This window comes from Frigoribacterium sp. CFBP 8751 (assembly GCF_014841545.1).
Taxonomy (GTDB): domain Bacteria; phylum Actinomycetota; class Actinomycetes; order Actinomycetales; family Microbacteriaceae; genus Frigoribacterium.
The window spans coordinates 231,663-255,500 of the sequence record NZ_JACYUB010000004.1 but is presented as its reverse complement, the minus strand read 5'-3'; the positions used below and the strand labels follow the sequence as shown (position 1 = coordinate 255,500).

17 protein-coding genes are annotated in these 23,838 nt (G+C 72.3%); 4 read left to right on the top strand and 13 right to left on the bottom strand.

Features of this window, described 5'->3' with window-relative positions:
• Window positions 1-75 precede the first annotated feature (75 nt).
• Window positions 76-618 carry a hypothetical protein gene (locus IFT88_RS12420; RefSeq protein WP_192120932.1) on the bottom strand — a complete coding sequence of 181 codons (543 nt, stop codon included), beginning with the start codon at window positions 616-618 and terminating at the stop codon, window positions 76-78.
• Between the two features lie 927 nt (window positions 619-1,545).
• Window positions 1,546-2,475: an NAD(P)H-hydrate epimerase gene (locus tag IFT88_RS17235; RefSeq protein ID WP_249408999.1), complete on the bottom strand. Its 930-nt coding sequence runs from the start codon at window positions 2,473-2,475 to the stop codon at window positions 1,546-1,548.
• 315 nt (window positions 2,476-2,790) lie between these two features.
• Between IFT88_RS17235 and IFT88_RS12410 the strand changes: the two genes are divergently transcribed.
• Both IFT88_RS12410 and IFT88_RS12405 read left to right on the top strand, forming a co-directional pair.
• Window positions 2,791-3,588 carry an alpha/beta fold hydrolase gene (locus tag IFT88_RS12410; protein ID WP_192120930.1) on the top strand — a complete coding sequence of 266 codons (798 nt, stop codon included), beginning with the start codon at window positions 2,791-2,793 and terminating at the stop codon, window positions 3,586-3,588.
• Between the two features lie 176 nt (window positions 3,589-3,764).
• The gene (locus IFT88_RS12405; RefSeq protein WP_192120928.1) at window positions 3,765-5,279 is read left to right on the top strand and encodes a flavin monoamine oxidase family protein; all 1,515 of its coding nucleotides are present in this window, start codon (window positions 3,765-3,767) and stop codon (window positions 5,277-5,279) included.
• Here the strand turns inward: IFT88_RS12405 and IFT88_RS12400 are convergent.
• A complete protein-coding gene (locus tag IFT88_RS12400; protein WP_052505377.1) occupies window positions 5,210-5,974 on the bottom strand; it encodes a Pr6Pr family membrane protein in 765 nt (254 codons plus the stop codon). The two genes, IFT88_RS12405 and IFT88_RS12400, sit on opposite strands and share 70 nt — an antisense overlap.
• Before the next feature lie 174 nt (window positions 5,975-6,148).
• Window positions 6,149-6,988 carry an aldo/keto reductase gene (locus IFT88_RS12395; RefSeq protein ID WP_192120926.1) on the bottom strand — a complete coding sequence of 280 codons (840 nt, stop codon included), beginning with the start codon at window positions 6,986-6,988 and terminating at the stop codon, window positions 6,149-6,151.
• A gap of 332 nt (window positions 6,989-7,320) precedes the next feature.
• Here IFT88_RS12395 and IFT88_RS12390 point away from each other — a divergent pair, with 332 nt between their 5' ends.
• Window positions 7,321-7,599 carry a hypothetical protein gene (locus IFT88_RS12390; RefSeq protein WP_043596376.1) on the top strand — a complete coding sequence of 93 codons (279 nt, stop codon included), beginning with the start codon at window positions 7,321-7,323 and terminating at the stop codon, window positions 7,597-7,599.
• Between the two features lie 149 nt (window positions 7,600-7,748).
• On the opposite strand, the gene IFT88_RS12385 is transcribed toward IFT88_RS12390, so the two are convergent.
• The 5 genes from IFT88_RS12385 to IFT88_RS17675 all read right to left on the bottom strand — a co-directional run bounded on the left by IFT88_RS12385 (window position 7,749) and on the right by IFT88_RS17675 (window position 16,850).
• Complete coding sequence (locus IFT88_RS12385; RefSeq protein WP_342212154.1) at window positions 7,749-8,441, bottom strand: endonuclease/exonuclease/phosphatase family protein; 693 nt, start codon at window positions 8,439-8,441, stop codon at window positions 7,749-7,751.
• Window positions 8,442-8,553: 112 nt separating this feature from the next.
• Complete coding sequence (locus IFT88_RS12380; protein WP_192120924.1) at window positions 8,554-10,254, bottom strand: Ig-like domain-containing protein; 1,701 nt, start codon at window positions 10,252-10,254, stop codon at window positions 8,554-8,556.
• 621 nt (window positions 10,255-10,875) lie between these two features.
• Complete coding sequence (locus IFT88_RS12375; RefSeq protein ID WP_192120922.1) at window positions 10,876-14,100, bottom strand: S8 family serine peptidase; 3,225 nt, start codon at window positions 14,098-14,100, stop codon at window positions 10,876-10,878.
• A gap of 229 nt (window positions 14,101-14,329) precedes the next feature.
• Entirely contained in the window at window positions 14,330-15,637 is a 1,308-nt protein-coding gene (locus IFT88_RS12370; RefSeq protein WP_192120919.1) for an alpha/beta hydrolase-fold protein, read from the bottom strand.
• 109 nt (window positions 15,638-15,746) lie between these two features.
• Entirely contained in the window at window positions 15,747-16,850 is a 1,104-nt protein-coding gene (locus IFT88_RS17675) for a helix-turn-helix transcriptional regulator (protein ID WP_192120917.1), read from the bottom strand.
• A gap of 70 nt (window positions 16,851-16,920) precedes the next feature.
• On the opposite strand from IFT88_RS17675, the gene IFT88_RS12360 reads away from it, so the two are divergent.
• Entirely contained in the window at window positions 16,921-18,360 is a 1,440-nt protein-coding gene (locus tag IFT88_RS12360) for a mannosyltransferase family protein (RefSeq protein WP_192120915.1), read from the top strand.
• 165 nt (window positions 18,361-18,525) lie between these two features.
• On the opposite strand, the gene IFT88_RS12355 is transcribed toward IFT88_RS12360, so the two are convergent.
• The 4 genes from IFT88_RS12355 to IFT88_RS12340 form a co-directional block, all read right to left on the bottom strand.
• Window positions 18,526-19,539, bottom strand: a complete 1,014-nt coding sequence (locus IFT88_RS12355) for an LLM class flavin-dependent oxidoreductase (RefSeq protein ID WP_043595110.1) — start codon at window positions 19,537-19,539, stop codon at window positions 18,526-18,528.
• 50 nt (window positions 19,540-19,589) lie between these two features.
• Complete coding sequence (locus IFT88_RS12350; protein WP_192120913.1) at window positions 19,590-20,597, bottom strand: ThiF family adenylyltransferase; 1,008 nt, start codon at window positions 20,595-20,597, stop codon at window positions 19,590-19,592.
• 110 nt (window positions 20,598-20,707) lie between these two features.
• Window positions 20,708-23,173: an ABC transporter permease gene (locus tag IFT88_RS12345; RefSeq protein ID WP_192120911.1), complete on the bottom strand. Its 2,466-nt coding sequence runs from the start codon at window positions 23,171-23,173 to the stop codon at window positions 20,708-20,710.
• The gene (locus IFT88_RS12340) at window positions 23,133-23,816 is read right to left on the bottom strand and encodes an ABC transporter ATP-binding protein (protein ID WP_249408998.1); all 684 of its coding nucleotides are present in this window, start codon (window positions 23,814-23,816) and stop codon (window positions 23,133-23,135) included. Before IFT88_RS12340 ends, IFT88_RS12345 begins: the two co-directional genes overlap by 41 nt.
• Window positions 23,817-23,838: the final 22 nt, after the last annotated feature.

The following is a 23,838-nucleotide window of genomic DNA, read 5'->3' as shown; positions in this document are numbered from 1 at the left end:
CGTCCCGAGCCGGGCCGGGTTGCGCCCGGCGGGGCCGGGTTGAGCCCGGCGGGGCCCGGCTGGCTGCTCTCGAGATCACCCCGCCGGCAATTCCCGACCGGTACGCCACCGAGGAACCGCCAGGCGCCAGCGTCTGCGGCCCCGGGGCCCGAGCACCTGCGGCAATGAGGAGTTGCAGGCACCCTCGACCGGACGCGTACCGCCCGCAGTGTGGACCAGTGCCTCGATCGCCTCGGCCGTCGACCGCCATCCGTCCCGCACCATCTGGGCGCTGGCCCGGAACGGTATCCGACCTTCGCGGGCGATGTCCGCGTCCTTGACCCGATCCTCGTCGAAGCGCCGCTCGTGGTGCGCTCGTCCGTCGGTCTCGAAGCCGATGATCCCGTCGACCACCATGTCGATGATCTTGTTCGTCCCCTCGATGCGAACCTGACGCACGACATGACGTCCTGCGCGCCGAAGTCTCGTTCCGGCGGCGCTCTCGAGGATGCTCTCCGCGCCTCCTTCGCTCCATGCGACAAGGCCGGCAGCGTCCGCCCTCTTCCGGGACAGCACCTCGGCGGCGTCGTCATCGTCGTGGACGATGCCCTCATCCCTCGCCCAGTCGACGAGGATCACGGCGTCTTCGAAGGATCGCGCCTCGACGACCGCACGAGCCAGGGCGTCGCGAGGATCGACCGCCCAGGTCGAACCCCGGCCGCTCAACTCGACGGGGTCCCACACGACGCGGACCCCTCGGCGCCTCCGGAGGCGCGAGGCCGTCTCGGGCACCGACACCGTGACGGGTGGTCGGCGCGACGACCAGGACCAAGCTCCGAGCAGGTGGAGGGCGGACGCACCCGTGAGTCGGCCACCGACGGCCACCGCGATGTAACGGGGGTCATGGGACGACCAGGTCGAGTACCACCCGCGCCGAGGTCTGCTCACGCTGCGCGATCGAACGGCAGCGGTGAGGTGTCGGTCGGTCGCCCCGGAGGCGACCAGGACGCGTTTGTGGAGCACCCCTCCAGCGGACGAGACCAGTTCGGCGATGGTGGTCATGTCCACGAGCGTGTCCGAGTCGCGGTGACCGTCTCGCCCGGGTGCCACGTGTCGGGGACGGACGGCGGGTGCAGCCCGTTGGGGACGAGACGACTCCGAACCGGTGCGGCCTTCCACCACCTCGGCGGGCATGTCGCCGGGAACTCCTGGCCCCTGCCGAACTCGAGCGCGGCCCGCGGGGACCGGCGGGCCGGCACCGCCCGTCGACAGGAGTTGCCGACCGTGCTGGGGAGGTGCCGGGAACTCCTGCACGGGGCGCGCGCATCGTGACCAAACCAGGATGGGACGGCCTCAGGACGGCAGCAGGCAGGAGTTGCCGTCCAGGGCCGAAGGGTGGCGACGACAGAGGGTCGGAGGCCCGGGATGAAGCGCGGGAGACAGGACAGGACGGGGCGGGGCGGGGCAGTAGGAGACGGGACGGGACGGGACGGGACAGGACGGGACAGGACGGGACGGGACAGGACAGGACGGGGCTGGACAGGACAGGCCAGGCCGGGACGCGGATCAGGAGGACGAGACAGCCGGTGGCATGCGCGCGAGGTCGGCCCCGATGCCGATGTCGACGAGGACGATGCGCCCGACCCGCTCCGCGCCCGGGCCCACGAGCAGCCCGACCTTGTGTCCGCCGAACGTGACGGTGACGTCCGCAGGAAGTACGAAGGGCGGATCGGGGAGCGCTCCGTCGTCTACTCCGATGCCGCTCGGAACGTCGACGGCGACCACGCGTGGCGCACGCGCCGCAGGAGCGCCCGCCGAAGCTGCACCTCGACCCGGGTGCAACCCCGCACCTGCATTCGTCCCTTCGCCCGTCCCCGGCTGCGCCGTCCCGGGCGTCGGCGGCTGCGCCGTCCCGGACGCCGGCGCAGCCGCAGTGCGCGCACCCGGCGCAAGAGCCGCACCCGCACTCCCCGGCGCAGCCGCAGTGCGCGCACCCGAGCCCCGCGTCGCACCCCCGACGACCGGCAGCACCGCCTGCACCACGCGCAGGGCGTCCCCCCGCAGCCCCACACCGTCGGAGCCCGTTCCGACCAGTCCGTCGAGCACCACGTCGAACGCGGGCAGAGCTGCCGCCACGACCGCAGGATCGCACCACGCGTCGACGTCGTCGAGGACGGCCCCTGCCGCGAGCGCCGCGGCCAGGGCGGCCTCGTGCATCCGCGACCCCACCGGCACCACGGTCACCGCGCCGCCCTGAGGTACGAGTTCGCGGGCGAGGGACTCCCCGGCGTAGAGCGTGTCACCCCCGTTGTTGCCGCTTCCGACGAGCAGCAGGACCCGACCCGCACGACCGTCCCGAGAACGCGAGGAGGCGCGCACCATCTCCCGCACGACGTCCGCGAGTCCGTCGGCGGCCCGCCTCATCAGGGGTTCCCCTGCCTCCAGATGGGGACGCTCCGCCTCGCGGATCTGTGCCGCCATCCATGCCTCGACCATGCGTCCAGCCTCCTCCCCTCCCCCGCCGGAGGACCGGGCCTGCGCAGCCGCGGCCCATCCGCCGAGCCGAGAGCCCCGGGCCACCCGGACGCCTCCATCGGGCACGACGCCGGACCTGCCCGCGATGCACCGACCGGGTCGGCAACTCCTGTGCTGTGATGCCGCCGGGGTCGGTGGTGTCGCTCTCAGGAGGCGCGGGCGGCGTCGAGGAGGAGTTGCCGACACCCCACGCAGCGAGCAGAACAAGCAGAACGAGCGCAGCGAGCACTACGACCACAACCTGCAGGGGCTGCACGGCGCTGCCAGACTGTCGGGATGCGTGCGACCACCCCGAACCCCGTCGACGGCACCGAGATCGCCTACGAGGTCGACGGCGAGGGCCCTCCCCTGCTGCTCGTGCACGGTTCGGGCCTCTCGCGCGGCACCTGGCGGGGCCTCGGCTACCTGCGCGACCTGCAGCGCGACTTCACGGTGATCGCCCTCGACATGCGCGGCCACGGCAAGAGCGGCAAGCCCCACGATCCCGAGTCGTACGCGATGGACCTGCACCGCGGTGACGTCGGCGCCGTGCTCGAGGCGACCGGCCTCGAACCCGCGCACTACGTCGGGTACTCGTTCGGCGCCCGCATCGGGCTGTCGATCGCGGCGCACGAGCCCACGCGCCTCCGCACGCTGACCACGATCGGGGGCAGCTGGGCCCCGATGAACGGCAACATCGGTGCGACCTTCACGCCCGACTGGCACGACGCCCTGACGACCGGCGGCATGGCCCGCTTCGTCGACCGCTGGGGCGAGACGATCGGCCGTCCGATCGACCCCGAGACCCGTCTGGCCTTCGTGCAGGACGACCCGATCGCCCTGGCCGCCTTCTTCACCGCGGCCGAGACGGGTGGCGGCCTCACGGTCCCCCAGCTCGACTCGGTGGAGGTCCCCACGCTGCTGCTGGCCGGCACGCGCGACGTCGACCGCCACCGCGAGTCGCAAGAGGCCGCCCGCCGCATGCCCGCCGCCGTCTTCTACTCGCTCGTCGGCCAGGACCATGCCTCGTCGCTCCTGCCCGTCGACCAGGTGACCGACCTGCTGCGCACCTTCCTCGAGACCGTCGACGCCTGACCCACGCCCCGCCGGGTCATCGACCGGGAGGCGCGGCGCCGGACGGCAGGACACCCGTGGGAGGCGCGGCGCCGGACGGCAGGACACCCCGAGGAGGCGCGGCGCCGGAGCACAGGACACCCCAGGGCGACCCCCGGCGCGCGCCCGCGCGTGACGGCTGCGAGAATGGACGCACCATGGGCATCAATCGGCGAGCGTTCTTGACGGGATCGGTCTCGGGGGCCGTGATCCTCGTGCTGTCGGCCTGCACGACGGACTCCCCCGCGCCGACGGCCAGCCCCACCCCGTCCGCGACCACGCCGACCCCCACGCCGACGCCGACCTCGTCGGGCACGGTCGTCCCCGCCGCCTTCCGCCGCAGTTCGTGGACCGACGACCCCTACTCGCTCGGGGCGACGAGCCACCTCACCCCCGGAACGTCCGACGCCGACCGCCGGTTGCTCGGCACGCCGCTCGACGACCGGCTCTTCTTCGCCGGTGAGGCCGTCGCCTCGACGATGGGCGGCACGGTCTACGGTGCCCGTCAGTCGGGCTTCGACGTCGCAGCTCAGGTCGCCGAGGTCGCCGAGGCCGACGAACGCATCGCCGTGATCGGCGCCGGCATCGCGGGGGCGACCGCGGCGCGCTCCCTGGTCGAGCGCGGCTACGACGTCGTCGTCGTCGAGGCCCGCGGTCGGGTCGGAGGCCGGGTCCACAGCGTGCACGACGACGATTGGCCCTACCCGGTCGAGCTCGGCGTGGGTCTGCTCGAGGGCCCCGATTCGGTGGCCCTCCAGGCCGCCCTCGCCGTCGCCCGGGTCCGGACCCGACCGCTCGACACCACCGTCGAGGTGCGGGCCTCCGACGGCACGGTCGACTCGCTCGGCGGTGCGGCCGACCGTCTCGGCCAGGCCGCTTCCTGGGCGGCCGCGCGCTCTACCACGACCGACGCCGACTCCGGCACGAGCGTCACCGACGCCCTCGTCGGGTCCGGGGCCGACCAGGCCTCGACTCTGCCCGGTCCCGACGGCGTCTCGGACGCCGACCGCCTCGCCCTCGTGCTCGACGCCCTCCTCCCGGCTCGCTGGGGCGCCGAGGCCGACGATCTCGCGGTCTCGAGCCTCGGCGACGACCCCGCACGCGACCTGCTGCCCACCGGCGCCACCGTGGTGACGGGTGGCCTGTCGAGCTTCGTCGCCGGACTGCTCGACGGCCTGGACGTCCTCCGCGACAGCAACGTCGTCCGCGTGCAGTACGGCGACCAGGGCGTCGGGCTGCGACTCGCCACGGGCGAGTCGCTCTCGGTCGACCGTGCCGTGTCGACGATCCCCCTGGGGGTGCTGAAGACCGGCGTCCCCGAGTTCTCACCCGACCTGCCGTCCACCCACGCCGACGCGATCGAGGCGCTCGGCGTCGGCACGCGCGAGGTGCTCTGGCTGCGATTCGACGAGGCCTTCTGGTCCACCCAGGCCACGGTCTGGGCCGTTCTCGACGACGACGCGCCCTACCGGCTCTTCGTCAACCTGATGCCGGCCACGGGAGCCCCCGTGCTGGTCGCACTGACGGGCGGTGACGCGGCGACCGAGGTCGACGCCCTCGACGACGACGCGGCGGTGGCGGCGGCCATGCAGAGCCTGGCGCCCTACCTCGACCTCGTCGCGGCCGGGTCCCCCGAGCCCACCGACGAACCGACGGCCGACCCGACGTCCTGACCCGCGCCTCCTGGTCCGTCGACCGCAGGAGGCGCGGTGCGCGTCGTCGACGAGGCCCCGCCACCCTGCCGGGCCCGTGCGTGCGGCCGGACGTGGCTGAGTGCGACGAGAGCGACGAGGACGCCGACGATCGTGCCCAGGGCGATGCCGTTGTAGAGCAGGAACTCGCCCGGCCAGGTCACCTGGGCCGGGTCGAGGAAGAAGTACGGGTACCAGCCGACGTCGGCCCCGCGGACGATCGTGAAGACTCCCCACACCAGGGGGAAGACCAGCACGACCGACAGCACCCGCCAGCGCACCCGCGGCCGGTCGGGCCCGAGGACCCAGTCGACGAGCACGAACGTCGGGATCACGAAGTGCAGCAGCTGGCTCGACCAGGGCACCTCGATGCGGTAATTGTGGCTGGCCGACTCGGCGACGATGATGCCGAACACGATGCCCGACACGATGACGTAGGTGCTGACCAGGGCGTGCACTCCCGCGAACCAGCCGGGCTCGCGTCGCCCGCGCAACGACACGACGCCCGCGAAGGCGAGCACCACCACGTTCGCCATGTTGCTCTGCTGCGTGAAGTAGCTGAAGTAGTTGATCGAGCTGAAGGTGCTGAACCCGAGCACGTAGACGAAGTCGGCGACGAGGGCGACGACGCCGACGGCGGCCGCGAGCAGGCGTAGGACGCCGACGAACCGTCGCACCGTGTCACGCCCTCCGGGTCTGGTCGGCTGTGGTCTGGGGAAACGTCGATCGTACTAGGCGCCCACCGGACGCCCGACGTGCCGAGGCCGGGCCCGTGCGTCGTGGCGACGTTCGGGCCCGGCCTCGGGTGCCTCGGCGTCGCACCGGAGTGCGACACCGTGCCGATCAGGAGATCAGCTGGGGATGTAGTTGAACTCGTCCGGGTTCGGGCCGGTGCGCTCGTCCTTGTTCAGGGCGGTGATCGCGGCGACGTCGGCATCGGTCAACTCGAAGTTGAACAGGTCGAAGTTCTCTTCCACGCGCGACCGGGTGACCGACTTCGGGAAGACGATGTCGCCACGCTGGATGTGCCAGCGCAGCGTGACCTGGGCGGTCGACTTGCCGACGCGCTCGGCGATCTCGGTGATGGTCTCGTCCTTGAGGACCCCGCCCTGGGCGATGGGCGACCAGGCCTCGGTGTGGATGCCCTTCGAGACGCCGAACTCGCGCAGTGCGTCCTGCGTCAGGTACGGGTGCACCTCGATCTGGTTGACGACCGGCACGACCGAACCCTCGTCGAGGACGCGCTCGAGGTGGGGCTGCTGGAAGTTCGAGACGCCGATCGACTTCGCACGGCCGCTGGAGTAGATCTCTTCGAGGGCCTTCCAGGTCTCGACGTAGTCGACGTCGATGCCGGGCAGCGGCCAGTGGATGAGGAACAGGTCGACGTAGTCCTGTTTGAGGGCGTCGAGCGTGCCGTCGAACGCCTTCAGCGCGTCGTCACGCTTGTGGAAGCCGTTGTTGAGCTTCGAGGTGACGAAGATCTCGCTGCGGTCGATGCCGCTCTCGGCGATCGCCTCGCCGACGCCCGCCTCGTTGCCGTACATCTCGGCGGTGTCGATGTGGCGGTAGCCGACCTCGAACGCGGTGAGGGTGGCGTCCTTCGTCTCTGCCGGGTCGACCTGGTAGACGCCGAACCCGAGCTGGGGGATCTGGATTCCGTTGTTCAGGGTGATGGTGGGGATCGTGGTCATGTGTAGAGCCAACCACTCACCCCTGTCACTTCTTCCGAGGAAGCACTGGTGCGCGTACCCCGGGCGTGTTACAGTCATGAGTCGCTTGGGGCTCTCTTCTCAGAGGGTTCCCGTGCGGTGCCGACCGAGTCCACACCGGTGCACCGCCCGAACAGCCTCGCGAGACGACCTCGCCGGATGCGCACGATGACCACCGATCATCGTTGCCCTACTTCTCCGGCCGCCGTCATCGCAGGCCCGACCACCGCCGTCAGGCGGACCACGAGCGCCCACCCGGCGCCTCGTGCCACGGATTCTGTCGCAACACAGAGCACACATCGAAATCGAGCATCATGAACGACATCATCAGCATCACCGGCACGGTCACGACCGCGCCCACCCTGACCACCGCCCGCCTCGTCGAGTTCGTCGTCGTCGACGACCGCGGCACCGAGTTCGCCGTCCGCGCCTGGCGCGACGACGTCACGGCCGCCGTGCGCGTCGGTGCCTCCGTCGTCGTCGACGGCGCCGCCGGTTGGGTCATCCCCGGCCGCAGCTGGCGTCACGAGCCGAGCCGCACGATCGTGCAGGCCTCGTCGGTCGAGGCCCGCGAGCTCGCCCTCGCGGCCTAGTCCGGCGCGGCGCCCGAGGGCGCGACGACCCGAGGAGGCGCGGTGAGGCTGTCGGCCGCACCGCGCCTCCTGCGGTCCCCGGCACCACGACGACGGGCCCGGCCACCGAGAGGTGACCGGGCCCGTCGTGCTGTCCGGGAACGCCGCGGTCAGAGCCCCTGGGCGCGGACCAGGATCGGCCGGTGGTCGCTGACGCCGGCCGGGAGCGTGACGACGTCCTCGATCTTGAGGTCGTAGCTCGTCGCGAAGTCGAAGTGGCCCTTGACGTACTTGTAACCGAGGTAGGTCGGCGTCGAGCTGCGGGTCAGCACGAAGCCGTCGCGCTCGATGTGCTTGCGCAGACCGCCGTGGAACCACGGGTAGTTGAAGTCGCCGACCATGAGCATCGGCACGCCCGGTGCCAGGGCACGCATCAGACGGTGCGCCGACTCGACCTGCTTCTTGCGCAGGGCGTTCGTGGCCGTGAGCGGAGCGGCGTGGAACGAGCCGATCAGGACGTCACGTCCGCTCTGGCGGTCGGCCAGGTGCATGGCCAGCAGGCGCTCGTGAGCGGGCGACATGACGCGGTCGTGCATCGACTTCTTGAGCGCGTAGACGTTCGTCCCCAACAACTCGAACCGGGAGCGGCGGTAGTAGGCCGCGAGCCCGAGACGATTGTTGTGGGTCGACGCCGCGAGGGCGAACTCGCCGAACTCGGCGGGGATGTCCTTGGTGTCGGCCTCTTGGAGGCAGAGCACGTCGGCGTCGTTGTCCTCGGCGAGCGACCGGATCTCGCCCTTGGCCGTGTGCTCGCGCAGGTTGTAGCTGACGACGCGCATCGTGTGTCCGTTGTGTTCTGTCACGAGTAGCGAACCTAGTCCACGTCTGTTTCGGGCATGTGCAGGTTGGACGAACGGGGGGTGCCGGGTGCGGCGGACCTGACGCCCGCCGCACCCGGCACCCCTCGTCGAACGGTTACTCGCCGCGGTGTGTGCGGTCGGCGTCACCGGTGAGCGCGGCGCGGGCCGCGCGGCGACGGGTGGAGACGACGAGCGCGGCACCGAGCAGGGTGAGCAGGGCCGCCAGCGCGACCGGACCGGCCAGCTCGGCTCCGGTGAAGGCGAGACCCGTGGCCGCGGCGGCGGGTCGAGGCGTCGACACCGCCGGGGCGGTGGGACCCGCCACGGGAGCCGCGAGCGCGGCAGGGTTCGTCGTCGGCGAGGTCGTCGGCGTGGTGGGCGTGGCGGCCGCGGCGGCGACTCGGGCGAACCAGGCGTTCGAGGCGGACACGGCCTGGCCGGACTCGATGCCACGGGCCGTCACGGTGCCGACGTCGTGGTGGTCGACGTCACCGGCCGTGACACCCGTCAGCGCGGCGGTGCAGTCGAAGGAGGCTCCGACCGCGAACGGGCCGGCCCACGTGACTCCGGTCGACGGGCCGCCGAGGGGCGCGAAGTCGCAACTGAGACCGTCGACGGTGCCGTTGGCCAGGACCTCGTCGGCGACCGTGACGTCGGCGAGCGCGTCGGCACCCGTGTTGGTCACGCGGTAGGCCAGCGAGGCGGTCCCGTCGGAGAGGACGACGGCGGTGGCCGCGGTGTCGGCCGCGTTGCCCGCGGCGTCGTCCTTGGTGATGGTCACGGCCGAGTCGGGGACGTCTCCGCTACCCGTTCCACCGGCCGAGGCCTGGGTCTTGGAGGAGCTCACCGCACCGGTGGTGGTGACGTCCCCGACGACGGTCGACACCGTCGCACTGTTGGTGAAGGTCTGGGCGGCCGAGGCGGTGCCGGTCGGCGCGGGGAGGCTCACGGCGATGCTGACGCGGTCCTGCACGTTGACGACCTGGGGGCCCCAGCTCACGGTGTAGCCGGCGGGCGAGCAGGTGTACGACGTCGGGGTGACGGCGAGGGGGGCGGCGAAACTGCCGTCGGTCTTGACGCGGATCGAGTCGAAGACCAGCGTGTCGCAGTCGTAGGTCCACGTCTGGCCGGCGGGGACGGTGTCCGTCGTCGTGGCCGAGTCGAATGCGCCGAGCGGGGTGAGGACGTGCCAGGTGAGGAAGCGGGCGGCCGTGGAGCGGCCCTGGTCGGCGGCGGTGTACGTGCCGTACTTGGTGGGCTGGTCGAGGCCGCGCATCACACCGGTCGGCGTGACCACGGTCGTGAAGTCGCGGCCGTCGTTCGTCGTCGACGTGAACGGCGTGGGGACACCCGAGGGGGTGGTGCGACCCTCGAAGTCCGACTTGACGAACGCCTTGCCGCTGACGTTGAGGTGGCTCTCGGCGTAGCTGGTCATCGTGAACGTGACCACGTAGGGGCGCGTCCCGACGACGGTGGCCTCTGCCACGACCGCACCGGTGGCGGGGTCCCGGAGCGCGAAGTCGGTGGGCAGGTTCTTCAGGTGCTCGCTGAGCGTCAGCGTGAAGGTGTCACCGGTCTTGGTGTCGTCCGGCACCTCCCAGGCGATCGTGGTCGTGAGCTGGGTGCCCTGTCGCGGCGCGGTCGGGGTCACCGTCACGTCCGTGATGGCACCGTCGATCTCCGCGGCCCGGGCCGGGGCAGCGGTCCCGGTCAGGGCGGCGGTGCCGGCGAGGGCGAGGGTGGCGAGCAGCGCGGCGGACAGGCGCAGGGCCCTCCGCCCGCGACGGGGAGACCCCGCGAGGGTGAGCGAGTGCATGGTGGTGCCTTTTTCGGGTGGGGTAGACGCGCGCCTCGACCTGCTCCCCCGGCGCCGTGTTCGGGTACGGCGCCGGGGTCGGGTGAACAGGGATCGTCACGTCTCGGGTGACACCCAAACTAGGGCCGGGGTCCTGGCAGTGTCCACCATTCGGGGGACAGATCACCCGGACGAGGAACGGGCGACGCCGAGGGTCCCCCGAGCCACCCGCTGCGGGGGACGACCGGCCCGTGACGGGGGACGACCGTCGCGCGACCGGGGACGACCGTCGCGCAGTGCGGGGTCCTGCTGCCTGTCGGCAACTCCTGCCTCCTGACGCACCGCGGACCGGGACACCCGGGCGGACGGGCCACGCCGCGGCACCAGGCAGGAGTTGCCGACACGGACGCCGCACCGCCGACAACTCCTGCCTCTTGCCGCACCGCGGACAGGGACACCCGGGCGGACGGGCCACGCCGCAGCATCAGGCAGGAGTTGCCGACTTCAGGGGCTGGGCATCGCATGGAGCGGGGAGGGAGGGCGGAGACGCGGCGGGACTGGGGGACGGGAGGAGGCGGTGGTCGCCTTCGCGGGGAAGGTGACCACCGCCTCCGGGTGGGTCAGGCCGTCAGGCCGTGGGGGCTAGCCGCGCCACGGGAACCAGCCGTGGAACAGGTCGCCGAGGGCGTTCCAGATCCACTGCAGGATGTCGCCGAGGCTCCAGCCGCCGGGGTGGCCGGGGTGGCCGGGCTGACCCGGGCCCGGGCCGGGGCCCGGGCCGGGGCCGGGGCCGGGGCCGGGGTCGGTCGGCGTGGGGGGCTCGGGCTCCTCGCCCGAGGCGACCGTGAGGTACGTGACCTGCCCGGTGTCGCCGTACACGACGCGGCCGAGGAAGGTCTGCTCGTAGGGCAGGCCCGTCCAGGACGCGGTCAGCGTCGCCGTCTCGCCCAGCCCTGCGGAGAGGGTGGCCGGGTCGACCGTGAGGCCTCCGACGGCCGCCGCCGGGTCGAGCAGGTACGACGTCAGCGTGTAGTCGAGCTGCCCGGCACCGCTGTAGAAGTCGACCAGCAGGACGTACTCGCCCGCCGCGGGGGCGTCGAGGTCGATCTGCTCGTCCGCCGAACCCGTGGCCGAGGAGGCCGCGAGCTGGTCGGGCGCACCGTCGGCGTCGGCCGTGTAGAGCAGCAGGTCGAGGTCCGCGGTGTCGTCGGCACTGTCGAGCACGAAGCGCGCGTGGGTGGTGCCCTCGGCGATTGTGACCGGCGTCTCGGCCGCCGCGGCGCCCGCCGTGCCCGAACCGGACGCGACCTGCCCGGCGGCGAGGCCCTCCGTCGTGAGCGGCAGGTCGAGGGCGTCGCCGGCCGTGACGTCGAACGCCTTCTCGCCCGTGGCGCCCTCGCCGGCCACCTCGGCCGGAGCCTGCAGCTGGACGGGGCGCACGGCGAGCGGGCTGCGCACGTCGTGGGTCCCGTCGGACCAGGTGAGGTAGCCGGTGGCGAACTGGTCGAGCGCCGCCGTCGTGCGGGTGAAGGTGACCGTGTAGTCCTGCTTCTCGCCCGCGGCGCCGAACGTCAAGGTCGAGGGTTCGACCGTGGCCGTGACGCCGTCCATCTCGATCGGGGCGACCGTGTAGGTGCCCGCCTCGGTCGAGGTGACGGTGCGCGTGACCTGTGCGGTGCCGGCCAACGAGCCGACGCTGATCGACGCGAGGTTGAGCGACGAGTCGGTGCCCTCGACGGTGTCGATCGAGTCGACGTAGGCCTGCCAGTCGGCCGGTCCGTTCTCGTAGAGCAGCCCGGGTTCGAGGAACGCGGTCGGGTCGACGTGCCCGGCGCCCTGGGCGAAGACGTCCTGGCTCGGAGCGCCGTCCTCGCCGACGAGGTCGTACGCGGTCGTCATCATGGCCGACTTGACCTCGTCGGGGGTCCAGTCGGGGTGCACGCCCTTCGAGAGGTAGAGCGCGGCCAGACCGGCGATGTGCGGGGACGACATCGACGTTCCCGAGAGGAACTCGTACGTGCCGGGCTCACCCTGCGCGTTGGCGCCGTCGGCGAGGATCGCCACGCCGGGGGCCGAGATGTCGGGCTTCAGCAGGTTGCCGCCGTCGGCGGTCACCGGTCCGCGCGACGAGAAGCCGGCGATCTGCGGGCTGGCGGGCTCGGGCAGTGCGCCCGGGTTGCCGTCGAGCAGGGTGACGGTGGCACCTTCGGTGTCGGCGTACGCGTGGATCGCGTCGTAGTCGTCGGCGTTGAGGTGGACCGTGGGGACGGCGTGTTCGTCGAGGTCGACCGAGCTGCTCGTCGGGTTCACGAGCACCATGCCGATGCCGCCCGCGCGCTCGACCTCGGCCGACTTGGCCGTGCGATCGTAGACACCGCGGTCGCAGAGCACGATCGTGCCGGCGGCCTTCGCCGGGTCGAGCGTGTCCGGTGCGCAGAGGGTCACCGCGGTGGCGTCCGCCCCGGCGGCCGCGACGGCGGTCGACGAGACGAAGTCGCCCGTCAGGCCGTCGGTGCCGGTCGGCACGGTGATCGAGCCGCCCAGGTACTCGGTGCCGTCGGCGGTCTGCACCGTCGCGCTGTAGCTGGGGATGGTCGACGCCGCGACCGTGGTGATCCACGGTGCCGCGTTGTCGGCGGTGGTCGCGGTCGGGCCGTCGTTGCCGGCCGAGGCCGCCACGAAGACGCCGGCCGAGGCCGCGCCGAGGAACGCCTGGTCGGTGGCCGAGAAGGTGCTCGTGGCCCCGCCTCCGCCGATCGAGTAGTTGATGACGTCGACGCCGTCGGTGACCGCGGCCTCGATGGCGGCGATCAGGTCGAGCGTGGCGCAGCCGTCGTCGTCGGTGGCGACGCGGTCGGGGCCGTCCCAGCAGACCTTGTAGGCCGCGATCTTGGCGGCCGGGGCGACGCCCGAGACGGTGCCGAACGAGCGGTCGCCGATGGTGGCCTCGACGTCGGCGTTGCCCGCGGCGGTCGACGCCGTGTGCGAACCGTGGCCGTTGCCGTCACGGGGTGAGAGGTACTCGCCCTGCTCCTCGGTGCCGATGTTGCCGACGCCGAAGCCGTCGACGAAGTAGCGCGCACCGATCAGCTTCGTGTTGCAGTCGCCCGCGTCGAACTGCACGCCCGTCTGGCACACGCCGGTGAAGGTCCCGCCGTCGCCCTTGGCGAAGACGGTCCGGTCGCCGTCGAGGTGGGGCTCGGTGTCGCTCGCCGAACCGAGGGGGTCACCGGCGAACGAGGCGTTGCCCGCCGCGATGCCCGAGTCGATGATGCCGACGACGACTCCTTCGCCGGCCTTCTCGCGTCCACCCACGGCGTCCCAGACGCCGCCGTTACCCTCGGCGTCTCCCAGGCCGAGGAACTCGGTCGACGGCGTCGCCTGCAGCTTGAGCAGCTCGTTCTTCGAGACGGCCGCGACCGAGGGGTCGCTCGCGAGCTTCGCGGCCTGGGCGGCCGTGAGGTCGGCCGCGAAGGCGTTGGTCGTGATGGCGTAGCTCGCCTCGACGGTCGCCCCGGCGGCCGCCGCGACGTCCTGCTGGACGCCCTTCAGGTGCTCGGCGTAGTCCTGCACGGGAGCGCTCTGCGCGTCCAGATCGCTGCCCTCGGGCACGGCGGTGCGGGCGAGGCCCGGCTGGCCGCCCTCGTAGGTCGCGGCCGCCGGCTCGCGCAACGTGACGATGTACTTCCCGTCGGCGAACTGGCTGTCGCCCACGACGGCCGGGCCGTCCGCGGCGAAGGAGGCGGTGGCCGGCACCGCGACGAGGCCCGCGGCGACGACGCCGGTGGCGAGGAGGGTGGCGAAGCCGCCACGGAGGCGGGTGCGGGGCGGAGCGGTCGGCCTGCGTCGGCCGGATGGTGTGATCACGGATCGCCTTTCGATGCACGTCGTTCGGGACGTGCTGTCGGTGGTGCGCCGCAGCCCCGGGCCGCGGTCGATCCATAAGAACTACCTGTGAATGTCGGTGACCCTCTAGTGGGGGTCATGGCCGAAACCGGCCACTGACCGGCTTCGGCCAAAAAGTTCACACGAGGAGGCGCGGGCGGGGCACCGACGTCGTCCCCCCTTCGGCGGACGGTCGCCTCGCCGCACCCCGCTACGGCCTCGTCAGCCCGAGTCGCACCGCCGCCCACGCGGTCCCCGTGGCGAGCCCCCGCGATGCCGTGGCCCAGTCGTGGCCGCTGCCGGGCAGGACGTCGCGGGTCACGTCCATCCCCGCGGCCCGGGCGGCCGCCGAGACGACGGGCATCACGGGCCCGTAGCGCGCGTCGGTCCCACCGACGGCGAAGAACCCGGCACTGTCGGCGTAGGGGGCGCGGGCGGCCAGCACGGCGAGCGGCTGGGCCGCGGCGTAGGCCGCCCGGTCGCCGCCGAAGCCCCGCTCAACCGTGGCCCTCGCTCCCCCGTCGAGCCGCGGCCCGATCTGCCCCGAGACGTCGACGAATGAGCCGAAGAGCTCGGGGTGGCCCGCCGCCAGCTGGAGCGAGCAGGTGCCGCCCTGCGAGAAGCCCGAGACCGCCCAGGCCCGGCCGGGCGCCTGGACCGAGAGGTGGCTCGTGATCCACCGGGGCACGTCGACCGTCAGGTAGGTCTCGCTGTGCCCGAGCGGGCCGTCGACGCACATCGGGTTGTTGGTCGGGCGCTCGAGCTGGTCGGGCATCACGACGATCGGCGCGAGGCCGTCGTGCGCACGGGCGAGGGCGTCGAGGGTCTCGACCATCCGCCCCGCGTCGACGAGGTTCTCGGGGGCGGCGCCCGGGCCCTGTCCGGACAGGACGACGTCGACGGGCAGCGGCGGCGGATCGGCCACGAGGGCGGCGGGCGGCAGGTACACGAGGGCGTCCCGCGCGTCGAAGCGGGACGTGGTGCCCGGGATCGCGACGCTGCCGAGCCGTCCCCGTGACGGAAGGTCGGCGGGCGCCCGCCAGGTGCGTCCCAGGTCGGGGGCGGCCGGGGTCGACGTCCGGCCGGCCCGCACCGCGGCCGTCTGCGCGGCCGGGAGGACGAGCGACGGGACGTCCGAGAGGCCGAGCAAGGCCCCCACGGTCGGGAAGAGCCCGCTGTCGCGGTTGATGGCCAGGCCCGTCGCGAGGACCATCACGACGACCGTCGACGCGGCCAGGACCCGTCGCCCCGCGCCTCCGCGGACCACGGCGACCACGGCCGTGCCCGCGACCATCAGCAGGGCCCCGACCCAGAGTCGGTCGACCCAGGTGGGCGAGACGTCGAGGACGTCCTCGACGTCTCCGAGCCACCAGGTGACCAGCGCGCCGAGCCCGGCCCCCAGGGCGGCGGCCCCGGTGACCCACCGCCACCAGGTGCGGGCACGGCGTGGGCGACGCAGCGTCCGGGCCACGAGCACGCCGGCCACCGCGTAGACGACGGCGAGGGTGCCTGCCGACACCAGGGAGAGCCTCAGCACGACGGCTCGGCACGGGGCGGATGGATCACGTCCGGGACGCTACCGAGGCGACTCGATGGGTGAGCCGTGAGGGGGCTGGGCGTCGGCCGAGTCAGACCCAGCCACGACGGGCCGCCTCGACTCCGGCGTGGAACCGGTTGCTCGCGCCGAGCTCGTCGAAGAGGGCGTGGAGCCGCCGCCGGAGCGTGCGGGACGAGATGCCGAGCTGACCCGCGATCACCTCGTCGGTCGCCCCCGCCGCCACGAGGGCGAGGAGGTCGCGCTCGGCGGGGGTGGGGGGTCGCATCGCGAGTCGCGCCTCCTGGTCCCGCGACGGCACGGCGGCTCCCGACGTCGCCGTCACGGTCGTCGACGACGCCAGTCGCGCGGCCACCGAGGCCCAGTCGACCGCGGCACGACCGGCCCCCGGAGTGCCCGGCACGGGCAACGCGCTGCGCCACCGGGCCTCGAACAGGTCGTGGAGGGCGGCGACGAGCGGTTCGGATTCGGTCACGAGGGCCTCGGGCCGGTCGGGGTCGTGGCCGATCGAGACGAGGGCGACCCGGCGGTCGGCGACGGCGAGCTTGACCGGCAGGTCGTGCGTGATGCGGGCCTCCTCGCCGTCGGCGCCCAGGCGGTGCACGCCCTGCCAGCTGCCGTCGGCCGAGATGCTGGCGACCGTGTACACCGCCCGCCACCGCACCCCGCGCCCGAGGGCGACCCGCTGGGTGGACTCGTTCGACGCGACCACGTAGGGCGGACGGTCGAAGGCGACGAAGTCGGTGGTCGCCCGGTGCTCCAGCCTCGAGTACCAGTCCCCCACGGCCTCGTGCCCGACGACCACCCGCGTCAGCTCGTCGCCGTCGTGCGGGCGACGCCCCTCGTCGAACAGCGCTCCCAGCTCGGGCACGGCCGCGCGGACCTCGACGAGCGCGTCGGCACGGGCGGCAACGACGGCCGGCACGGCCACGCGCGGGTCCACCGCGCCGTAGCCCTCGCCTCCCGCCGAGCGCTGGACGAGCCCGAGCGAACGGAGGCGCTCCAGGGCGGCCAGGGCCGTCGCCTCGTCGAGGTGCACGGCCCGCGCCACGGCCTCGGGCGTCGGCCCGGCCGCCGTTCCCGCGGCGTCCGCCACCCCGGCCCCGGCGACGACGTGACGGTAGACCGCGACCGCGACGTCGTCGATCCCGAGGGCGGCGAAGGACGGAAGGGGCACGGGTCGATCTTGCCCCGTCCCAGCCGACTCTTGGTAGCGTCGTCCAGATGACCGGACACGGGGCGGGGCGGTGAGCCGCGAGACGATCGCGTCGCCGTCGGCGGCGAGGCTGCGCCGACCCGATTTCTCCGTCGATCTGGCCGGTCGATTGTCGGGCAGCTGGCGCAGTGTGCTCGTCGTCTACCTCGCGTCGCGGCTGTTCTCGACGAGCGTCCTCTTCGCCGTCTACGAGGTCGCGAAACTCGCCGGGGCGACCTTCATCACGCCGGGCAGCGACCGTAGTTTCCTCGACTTCACGTCGTCGTGGGACGCCGACCGGTACCGCACCATCGCGTTGCACGGCTACCCGTCGACCCTGCCCACCGACGCCGCGGGCGAGGTGCTGCCGAACGAGTGGGCGTTCCTGCCGGTCTTCCCGTACCTCTGCCACCTGCTGATGGTGGCCACGGGCATGGACTTCGTCGTCGCCGCCCCCCTGCTCGCCACCGTGTTCGGTGCGGGTGCGGCGATCGTCCTCCACCGCCTGCTCGTGACGAAGGTCGGACACACCGGCGCCCTCTGGGCCGTGCTGCTGTTCTGCTTCGGGCCGATGGCCTTCGTCATGTCGGTCGGCTACGCCGAGAGCCTCTTCCTGCTGCTGATGTTCGGCGGCCTGCTCGCCATGCAGCGGCGGAATTACCCGCTGGTGGCGTCGGCGGGCATCCTCGCGTCGTTCGTCCGACCCGGGGCGCTCGCCCTGGCGTTGGCGCTCGGCATCCACCTGATCGTGCGCTGGCACACCGAGCGAGAGCGTCCCGAGGCCCGGCCGTCGGCTGTGTCCGGGGGGCATGCCCCTGCCGCGACCGCCGCCGCCGCGAAGACCGGGGCGGCGACGCGGCCTTCCGCAGACGCCGGGACGCGACGGATCGCCGGGATCGGCACCGCGCCTCCTGCGCTCGCCCTCGCCGCCCGCACGTCGGTCCGCCGCGCCTGGGCCGGTCTGCGGGAGTTCGTCGTCGGCGGCCGGATGCCGCCCCGTGAACTGACGACGATCGTCGTGGCGGGGCTCGCGATGGCCGCGGCCGGACTCGCGTGGCCGGTCGTCGCGCACGTCGTCACGGGTCAGTCGGACGCCTACCTCGAGACCGAGATGGCCTGGTGGGTCGACTACGTCGGCCGCCCGGCCTTCGTGCCGTTGACGCCGTGGTTCCTGCTGGCCGGCCGCTGGTTGGGCATCGGCGGCATCGTGCTCGTGCTGGCCATCATCGTGTCGTTCACGTTCTGGATGACCCGCCGCTCGACCCTGCGCCTCGGCCACGAGGTCGTCGGGTTCGTCGCGGGGTTCTTCGCCTACCTCGTCGCGGTGTTCCTGCCGCAGCAGAGCCTGTTCCGGCTGCTCATGCCGCTCAGCCCCGTGCTCGGCACGCCCGCGATCTCGTCGCGGCCGTGGTTGCGCCGCACGATGCTGCTCGGCGGGGCGGCCCTGCAGCCGGCCGCCGTCGTGTTCGTCTTCCTCTTCACCGCGCCGTAGCCACCGCTGCGTGGCCGCCGCGGGGTCGCGGCCTGGCCGCTGTCAGCTGTCACGACGACAACACCGCCGAGTGGACAGCACACCGTCGCATTTGTCGGTGTCCAGTCCACTCGGCGGTGTCCGGCGGGAGGGGCGCAGCGCGTCTCGCCCGGAGGCGCCGGCGGGCTACGCGGCGGCGGGGGCCAGCTGCATCGCGTCGGCGAGGAGCGCGACCGAACGGAGGCGCGCCTCCGTCGACGAGGCCGCGTGCGCGACGATCAGCTCGTCGGCCTGGGCGGTGCGGGCGAACTGCTCCATGTACTCGCGGGCGTCGCCGGGCGTGCCGACGGCGGTGTAGGTCGTCATGGTCTGGACGTGCTGGCCGACCGGGGTCCGCAGCAGGTGGTCGAGTTCGTCGTCACCGAACTCGCGCGTGGGGTCGATCTGGCCGCTCTGGCGCAGCAGCATCATCAGACGTTGGCGCTTCATGGTGGCGAACTGGGCGTCGGCCTCGTCCGCGTCGTCGGCGACGACCGCGTTGACGGCGGCGAGCACGTACGGCTCGCTGAGCTGGGTCGACGGCTGGAACTCTCGGCGGTAGGCCGAGACGGCGTCGATCAGGTCGCCGGGGGCGAAGTGGGAGGCGAACGCGTAGGGCAGGCCGAGGGCGGCGGCGAGCTTCGCGCCGAAGAGCGACGAGCCGAGGATGTACAGCGGCACGTTCGTGCCGGCACCGGGGACGGCCTGGACGCCGGCGACGCGGGACTCCCCCGCGAGGAACGCCTGCAGTTCGACGACGTCCTGCGGGAAGCGTTCGGACGACGAGGGGTCGCGGCGCATGGCGCGGAACGTGGCCTGGTCGCTGCCGGGGGCGCGGCCGAGGCCGAGGTCGATGCGGCCCGGGTGCAGGGTCTCGAGGGTGCCGAACTGCTCGGCGATGGCGAGCGGCGAGTGGTTCGGCAGCATGACGCCGCCGGAGCCGAGGCGGATGGTCGAGGTCTGGCTCGCGATGTGGGCGATCAGCACCGACGTCGCGCTCGAGGCGATGGAGGCCATGTTGTGGTGCTCGGCGTACCAGACCCGCCGGTACCCACTCGCCTCGGCCTGCTGCGCCAGGGCCACGGAGGCCGCGAAGCTCTCGCGCACGGTCTGACCGGGTGCGACGGGGGCGAGGTCGAGGATCGAGAGGGGAATGCTCATGCGGGGGTGAACAACGACGGGCGTCGCCGTATGCCCGGTCTCGGCGATCGTCAGGTCGAACCGGTCGTCTCGGACGATGGAACGCATCCGCATTCGAGACGTGGTGGGATAGGGCGCCAGACGCTGTCGAAACTGGCGAGATCGACCTCGCGGACACCTCCGGCGAGTGCCGGTGGTGCCCCGAGCAGTATCCGGAGCGCCTCCCATGCCGTCATGTTCCCCACCACGCCGGCCAACGGGGCGGCTGAGCCGCCGGGCGAAGAACCCTTCAGAGTTCGCGCGGCACGTCCGTGATCGTCGGCTGTCGCGGCACGGATGCACGACCAGCACGTCGTTCGGCAGGGCAGGACGGTGACACCCGGCACCCCGAGCAGGGCGCCGTACGCGCCTCCGACGATGTGCGGGACAGCGACCGCGGTGCTCGCCGTCGCCACGACGTCGGCCACGACGGGCACCGAGGGCTGGTCTGCGCAACTCACGACGAGATCGGCACCCGAGAGCAGGGTCGCGAGCTGTTCCGCGGTGTCCACCCGAGTGCGCCAGACGTCGACGGTGATGTCCGCGTCGATCTCGGCGACTCGCTCTGCGGCTGCGTCGACCTTGACTCGTCCGATGTCTCCGGAATCGAAGAGCACCTGCCGGTTCAGGTTTGAGAGTTCGACGACGTCGGGATCGATGAGCACGAGCCTCCCCACCCCAGCCGCGGCCAGCGATTGGACGACCCACGAACCAGCACCACCGACGCCGACCACGACCACGCACGCACCGGTGAGTCGGCTCTGGATCGTCGAGGCGTCGTGTCCTCGAGCGACTGCTGACAGTTCATCGGCCGAGATCATCTCGTCGAACAGCTGCAGCTGACGCGAATGCCTCGTGGCACGGTCGGTGGAAGATGCCTCCGACGCCAGGAAGCGTTCGGATTCGAGGACCTCCAGCACGTCCTCGAGCGCTCCGCGATCACGCAAGGAAAGAGTCTGGGCGAGCTGCACTGGCGTGCGAGTCCCATCGAGCAGCGGGACGAGGTCCGCCACCCAGGGCTCGACGGAGAAGGTCGACACGACCCGCTCGTACGTTGCCCTGAATTGCAGGCGACCGTCTGCGAGCTGGACGACGATGATGCTGTCTCGCAGACGGGGGCGGGCGGCTGAGCCCGTTCTCGCGTCAGCGCTCATGACGTGCCCCTCAGAATCGTCAGGGGCTCCGTGCGGGAGGCCCGCAGGACCGGCCCCACGGCGGCGAAGGCGAGAGCGATCGCCGTCACGCCGACGATTCCCGCGATCGTCACGGGATCGACCACCGGGTCGACCCCCACGCCGAGGAGCCTCGAGACGATCCGCGTCCCGAGTGCTCCCCCGAACGAGCCGAGGAGCAGTCCTGCACTCAGCGACGCCACGGCGATCACGATGGCGTCCCAGGCGACGAGGGCACCGACGCCGCGACGTCGGCACCCCACGGTGCGGAGCACGGCGAGTTCATCACGCCGCGATTCGACGTCGAGGCTCAGCGTGCTGCTGGCCCCCAGGGCCCCGAGGGCCAGAGTCACCGTCACCGCAGCGAAGAGTCCTGCCGTGAGGGCTGCCGTCTCGGAGGCTGCACGATCCCTCGTCGCCTCGGCGGTGATGACGTCGACACCGGGGACACCGACCACCTGCGCGGCGACGCGGTCTGACAAGTCGGCGACATCGACCCCTCCGTCTGCCGACACGTCCCACCGAGAGACCCCCGTGACACCGAGTTCCCCCGCCGTCCTGCGGTCGATGACGACCTGTTGCCCCGTGGCCACCGAGGTGAAGAGCCCGACGACTTCGAGGGGCACCTGAGTCCCCCCGGCCGACACGACGACCTCATCGCCCGGGGCCACAGTCAGGGACTCGGCGACCCCCCTCGGCAGAGCGATGCCCCCACCGGCCCTCAGCAACTCGACACCTCTCGATCCGCCACCGGCGGACCACGCGAGCCCCGACACGTCGAACCAGGTCTCGGGGTCGATCGCCTGGAACGGCACGTCGAGTTCGGCGGACGCCGACAGGACGGTGGCTTCACCGGACACCGACCGCGCGACGTCCCGAACGCCGTCGACGACGACGATCGGCTCGGCGTCGTCCGACAAGGGCACGACCGACGTGACTTGCACGTCGGCCCCGAACTGCCGATTGATCTGTTCCCCCGTCGCGGAGGCGACGGCACCGACGCAGGTGGCGAGCGACACCGCACCGAAGACCACCAGGGTGAGGGCCCCGGTCACCGTCGACCTGCCGCGGGTCGGTCGGCGACGCGCCAGGTCGGCTGCCCATTGGAGCCTGGCCGCGAACGCCGCCAGGGGCGCGATCGCGAGGCGGGAGAGGGCCACCGCACAGGCCGCCAGAGCGACCAGGCCCAGAGCATCGAGGACGGCGCCTGAGTCGAGGGCCCAGATCACCAGCGCTGAGACCGATGCGACCACGGCGACCACGACGGTTCGTCGCCGTGAGCACGATCCGGGCGAACCGTCTGCGGGTTCGACGCCCCTCACGACGAACGCCGGCGGAATTCGACGGACGTCGGCGACGGCTCGTCGGGCTCCGAGCACGGCGGAGGTCGCTCCCGCGAGGACACCGAGACCGACCGAGAGGGTGAGGGTCGGAAGAGACGGGGTCTCCCCGTCCGTCCGACTCATCACCACCGCAGCGCCGGCGACGCCGACCGCGACGCCCACGACCGTTCCGGCCGCTGCGACGATGGCGATCTCGGCGCCGACCGACGAGACCAACCACCGCGTGGACGCGCCCGTGGCGCGCAGCACACCGTAGGTGCGGCGCCGTGCTCGGACAGCAGCCGTGCTCGCCAGTGAACCGAGCAGTGCCGACACGGCGAGGGCGACCAGAGCGAGCCCTGCCATCACCGCCGTCACGGCCGTTTCGATGGGCCCGAGGCCGTCGGCCACGGCCGACGTGTCCTGGAAGACGGCTCCGGACGGGAGCGCCGCTCGGTGTTCTGCTGCCCAGGTGGACGCGACTGCAGGATCGAGTTCGAGGTCGAGACGGGTGAGGTCACCCTCGAGCCCGAACGCCCTCTGGACGACCTCGAGGTCGGTGAAGAGGTTGTCCCGGGCGAAGACACCCAACGAGCGGGGGTCGACGAGCCCCACCACGTCGAACGAGCGGACGCCCGAGGGAGTCGTCATCGACATTCGACTCCCCAGGGAGGCGTCCATGCGGTCTGCGACATCGGTCGGCACCAGGACCTCGTCCGAGCCCGGTCGAGGAGCTCGACCGTCGGTGACCACCTGGGAGGCGAGCGAGTCCGGCCCGGCCGGGGCGCCGGTCAGGAGGAGGGTCTCCGCCTCACCCGTCGCGCCGACCGCGACCGTCTCTCGACTCAGGGTGGGGAGCGACGACACGACTCCGGGATCGGCGGCGAGTGCGTCCACGAGACCCTCGTCGACGAACTCACGATCCACCTCGGGGACGATGCCCACGTCCCCGAACGTGAGCAACGAATCGATTCCGTCGACGACCGTCTGGCGCGCCGTCAGTCCGGTGACGAGTGAGGCCGTGAGAAGGGCGACCCCCAAGGCTGCCGTGAGGGCGGTGAGTCCTGCCCGCCGCCGTCCGTCAGCGATGTTCCGCCAACCAAGCGCGAACGCGTTCTTCATGGGCCCTCCCCTCGACGCTGTCGATCGTGGCCGCCGGTGTGAAGCGTTCGTCGGCGATGACTCGGCCGTCTCGCAGGACGATGATCCTGTCGGCGATGCAGGCGGTCTCGAGGTCATGGGTGACCACCACGACCGCTGACGCCTGGTCGTCGACGACCACGCCCCGGAGCAGCCTCAGGACATCCCGTGAGGTCGCACTGTCGAGCGCGCCGGTCGGCTCGTCGGCGAGGACGAGAGACGGACGGGAGAAGAGCGCTCGAGCCAGGGCCACACGCTGGGCCTCTCCGCCCGACAAGGTGGTCGGACGGGCCGATCCGAGACCGTCGAGGCCGAGTTCGTCGAGCAGCGCGTGCGCTCGATCCGCCCATTCCGAGCGGCGTCTTCCCGCGACGAGTGACGTGAGCGCGACATTCTCGAGCACCGACAGGGTCGGGACGAGGTGGGAGTCCTGGAAGACGAATCCGATGCGATCTCTTCGCAGGACGGTGCGCTCCGCCTCGGAGAGGGAAGAAAGTGTCATTCCGTCGAAGACGATCTGACCGTGATCGGGGGTGTCGAGAGCACCGACCATCTGCACCAGAGTCGACTTGCCCGAGCCGGAGCGACCGACGATCGCGACGATCTCGCCCTCGTGAAGGTCCAACGAGACACGGTCGACGGCGGGC

Coding starts and splice junctions, on each gene's coding strand:
- IFT88_RS12380 (WP_192120924.1), bottom strand. CDS start 10,254: ATGCACTCGCTCACCCTCGCGGGGTCTCCCCGTCGCGGGCGGAGGGCC.
- IFT88_RS12390 (WP_043596376.1), top strand. CDS start 7,321: ATGAACGACATCATCAGCATCACCGGCACGGTCACGACCGCGCCCACC.
- IFT88_RS12410 (WP_192120930.1), top strand. CDS start 2,791: ATGCGTGCGACCACCCCGAACCCCGTCGACGGCACCGAGATCGCCTAC.
- IFT88_RS17235 (WP_249408999.1), bottom strand. CDS start 2,475: ATGGTCGAGGCATGGATGGCGGCACAGATCCGCGAGGCGGAGCGTCCC.
- IFT88_RS12405 (WP_192120928.1), top strand. CDS start 3,765: ATGGGCATCAATCGGCGAGCGTTCTTGACGGGATCGGTCTCGGGGGCC.
- IFT88_RS12345 (WP_192120911.1), bottom strand. CDS start 23,173: ATGAAGAACGCGTTCGCGCTTGGTTGGCGGAACATCGCTGACGGACGG.
- IFT88_RS12395 (WP_192120926.1), bottom strand. CDS start 6,988: ATGACCACGATCCCCACCATCACCCTGAACAACGGAATCCAGATCCCC.
- IFT88_RS12355 (WP_043595110.1), bottom strand. CDS start 19,539: ATGAGCATTCCCCTCTCGATCCTCGACCTCGCCCCCGTCGCACCCGGT.